Here is a 3307-nt window from a genome sequence, read left to right on the forward strand (position 1 = left end):
TCGACGGCGCACCGCGCGCGGCGCACGGTACCCCGGGGCCGGTTCGGCGCCCTCGGCACGACCGCCCGCACGGCGTCCCGCACGGGGCCGCCGACCGTCTCCGGCCGCTGGTCGCTGCTGCCGGGGGCCGCCCCGGAGCCCACCCACCGGGCACACGCCCTGGCCCGTACCCTCCTGGACCGGCACGGTGTCGTCACCCGGGGGGCGGTGGCCGCCGAGGGGGTGGAGGGCGGCTTCTCCGCCGTCTACCGGGTGCTGTCCGCGTTCGAGGACAGCGGTCAGGCCCGCCGCGGCTATGTGGTGGAGGGCCTGGGGGCGGCCCAGTTCGCGATGGACGGGGCGGTGGACCGGCTCCGCGCGGCGGCGACCGCCCGCGACCGGGGTGCCGAGGCCGCGGCGGGCCCGCGCGCGGTGGTGCTGGCCGCCGCCGATCCGGCCAACGCGTACGGGGCGGCGCTCTCCTGGCCCGAGCCGCCGACGGGCGCGGGCCACAAGCCGGGCCGCAAGGCGGGCGCGCTGGTGGTCCTGGTGGACGGCGAACTGACGCTGTACATGGAGCGCGGCGGCAAGACCCTGCTGTCGTGGCCCGCCGAGCCGGACGATCCCGCGCTGACGGCGGCGGCCGAGGCTCTGGCGGCGGCGGCCCGGCAGGGGGTGCTCGGCACCGTCACGGTGGAGCGGATCAACGGTGCCACGGCCCTCACCTCACCGCTGGCCCGCCCGCTGGAGGCCGCCGGTTTCCTCGCCACCCCCCGGGGCCTGCGCCTGCGCGCCTGACCCGGGCCCTGGGCCCGCGCCGTGCCCGCACGGTCGGGCCCCCGCACCCCGGCACGGCATCGCACCTGCACCCGCACCCGCACCCGCACCCGCACCCGCACCCGCACCCGGCATGATGGTCGTATGCCCGAAGGAGACACCATCTGGCTGGCGGCCCACCGCCTGCACGCCGCACTGGCCGGACGGGTGCTCACCCGAACGGACCTCCGGGTGCCGCGCTTCGCCACGGCCGACCTCACCGGCCGCACCGTCCTGGACGTCACTCCGCGCGGCAAGCATCTCCTCACCCGCGTCGAGGGCGGGTTCACCGTCCACTCCCATCTGCGGATGGACGGCGCCTGGCGGGTGTACGCCACGGGCGAGCGCCCGCGCGGCGGCCCCGACCACCAGATCCGGGCGATCCTCGGGAACGCCGAGAACACCGCGTACGGCTACCGGCTACCGGTCCTGGAGCTGCTGCGCACCGCCGAGGAGTCCCGGGTGGTGGGCCACCTCGGCCCGGACCTCCTGGGCCCGGACTGGGACCCGGAGGAGGCGGTGCGCCGTCTCCGCGCGGACCCGGCCCGCACGCTGGGCGAGGCCCTGCTGGACCAGCGGAACCTCGCCGGGATCGGCAATGTGTTCAAGTGCGAGCTGGCGTTCCTCGCCGGCGTCACCCCGTGGCTCCCGGTGGGCGAGCTGGCGCCTGACGTCCCCGCGCGCCTCGTCGCGACCGCCCACCGCCTGCTGGAGGCGAACAAGGACCGCCCGGAGCGCCGCACCACCACGTCCCGTCATCCCGGCATCCCCCTGTACGTCTACGGCCGTGGCGGACGCCCGTGTCTGCGCTGCGGGACCCAGGTCCGCAAGGCCGAACTCGGTGACCGGATCACCTACTGGTGCCCCGGCTGCCAGCACGGCCCCCAGGGCGAGACCCCGTGAACGCAAAGAGCCCGCAGGCAGCAACCCGCGAGCTCCGTCTACCGTCTGACGGCCCGGCCGGCGGCTGACATCCCGTCACCACGCCCGAGCCGGGCCCACCACAGCGCGCCCCCGCGCCGACTGCGGCGCCTGCCGCCGCGATCCGCCGAGGCGGCGACGTGCACCGGCAGCAGGCTCAGTCCCCAGCCGCTCGCGGCCAGCGCCCCTTCGACCGGCCCGGCCTCGGCCGGGGCCAGAGCCAGGCGCAGCACCGCCCACCACCAGAATCCCCCGGCCACCAGCCCGACCACGATCAGCGTGAGCGTCGCCAGCGGGAACCGTCGCCGTACCATGGCCGCCTCCTGCCGATCGACGCTAGACCGGCAGGATCACTCGGCGGGAGGGCGCACCGAAGCCAGACGGGGCGTGCGCCGAGCGCGCGACCCCGGGTATGAACCTCAGCGGCACGCCCCCCACCGGGTGGCTGCGCGACACGTCAGGCACCGCTCTTGACGCTCTCCGCCTGGAACATCCAGGCGTGCTTCTCGAGGTCCGCCGTCAGGCCGATGATGATGTCCTGGGTGACCGGGTCGGGCTTTTCGGTCGCCTCGATGCGCTCCCGCATCCGGGTGATGACGGCCGCGAGCGCGCTGACCAGGACCTGGACGGCGTCCTCGTCCTTGATCCAGCCCTCCGGAGTCTTTCCGATGGCACTGGAGGACGCGACGGTCGCCGCCCGCCCGTCCGGGTTGACGCCGAGGGCGGACGCGCGCTCGGCCACCGTGTCGGAGTGTGTCCGGGCCGTGTCGACGACCTCGTCGAGCTGCAGGTGGACGGACCTGAAGCGCGGCCCGACGACGTTCCAGTGCACCTGCTTGGCGACCAGGGCGAGGTCGACCAGGTCGACCAGGGCCCCCTGGAGCGCGTTGCCGACCGTCTTGAGGTCGGCGTCGGAAAGCGGACTCTTCACGACAGACATGCGGAATCTCCAACCAGTCGTACGTTTCCCCCACCATGGCACGCCTGACCGGAATTCGGCATCTCAAACAATCCCCGGGGAAGCTTCCGACCTGCGCCGGGACGGCGAAAAGCCCCGGCCGGCACCCCCGCAGGGGTGACGACCGGGGCTTCGACCCGTTTCGGTTCAGGCGGCGACGACGTCGACCGCTTCCGCGGGCGCCTTGATGGTCACCCGCTCGGTGGGCACACCGCCCACCGACGTCACCGACACCGAGTTGAGCATCGGACGGACCGGTGGCACCGGTTCGTTCGCCGCTGCCGACGCGGCCAGTTCGGCCAGTGACAGCTCGTCGCTCACTTCACGCATGAGCTCGGACATCCGTACGTCCAGCGCGTCGCAGATAGCGGAGAGCAGTTCGGAGGAAGCCTCCTTCTGCCCCCGCTCCACCTCGGAGAGATAGCCGAGCGAGACTCGGGCGGACGAGGAGACTTCGCGCAGAGTACGGCCCTGGCGCTGGCGCTGCCGACGCAGCACGTCACCCAGCAGGCGACGGAGCAGAATCATCGGTGGCTCCCTCCTCGGACCGCGTAGCCGCATCCTTCACGCCCCACCATACCGCCTCGCGCCGCGGCCGTGCGGGGAGCGATGTCGTGTTCACTCAGGGCTGCA

4 protein-coding genes and 1 pseudogene are annotated in these 3307 nt (G+C 74.1%); 2 read left to right on the plus strand and 3 right to left on the minus strand.

Going from position 1 to position 3307, the window contains the following annotated elements; translation table 11 throughout:
* Positions 1-777, plus strand: a pseudogene (locus RIF68_RS31925) (DEAD/DEAH box helicase); the annotation flags it as partial.
* A 123-nt stretch (positions 778-900) separates the two neighbouring features.
* A complete protein-coding gene (locus RIF68_RS31930) occupies positions 901-1698 on the plus strand; it encodes a DNA-formamidopyrimidine glycosylase family protein (RefSeq protein WP_309054753.1) in 798 nt (265 codons plus the stop codon).
* A 38-nt stretch (positions 1699-1736) separates the two neighbouring features.
* Here the strand turns inward: RIF68_RS31930 and RIF68_RS31935 are convergent, their stop codons facing one another.
* From RIF68_RS31935 to RIF68_RS31945, 3 genes are all read right to left on the minus strand, one after another.
* Positions 1737-2030 carry a hypothetical protein gene (locus RIF68_RS31935; protein ID WP_309054754.1) on the minus strand — a complete coding sequence of 98 codons (294 nt, stop codon included), beginning with the start codon at positions 2028-2030 and terminating at the stop codon, positions 1737-1739.
* A 143-nt stretch (positions 2031-2173) separates the two neighbouring features.
* Complete coding sequence (locus tag RIF68_RS31940; protein WP_309054755.1) at positions 2174-2656, minus strand: DNA starvation/stationary phase protection protein; 483 nt, start codon at positions 2654-2656, stop codon at positions 2174-2176.
* 165 nt (positions 2657-2821) lie between these two features.
* Positions 2822-3202 carry a helix-turn-helix transcriptional regulator gene (locus RIF68_RS31945; protein ID WP_309054756.1) on the minus strand — a complete coding sequence of 127 codons (381 nt, stop codon included), beginning with the start codon at positions 3200-3202 and terminating at the stop codon, positions 2822-2824.
* Positions 3203-3307 lie beyond the last annotated feature (105 nt).

Source organism: Streptomyces sp. (assembly GCF_031178505.1).
Lineage (GTDB): Bacteria > Actinomycetota > Actinomycetes > Streptomycetales > Streptomycetaceae > Streptomyces > Streptomyces gulbargensis.

What these genes read in the sequence shown, in the direction of transcription:
- RIF68_RS31930 (WP_309054753.1), top strand. Translation starts at nt 901, where the DNA reads ATGCCCGAAGGAGACACCATCTGGCTGGCGGCCCACCGCCTGCACGCC.
- RIF68_RS31935 (WP_309054754.1), bottom strand. Translation starts at nt 2,030, where the DNA reads ATGGTACGGCGACGGTTCCCGCTGGCGACGCTCACGCTGATCGTGGTC.
- RIF68_RS31940 (WP_309054755.1), bottom strand. Translation starts at nt 2,656, where the DNA reads ATGTCTGTCGTGAAGAGTCCGCTTTCCGACGCCGACCTCAAGACGGTC.
- RIF68_RS31945 (WP_309054756.1), bottom strand. Translation starts at nt 3,202, where the DNA reads ATGATTCTGCTCCGTCGCCTGCTGGGTGACGTGCTGCGTCGGCAGCGC.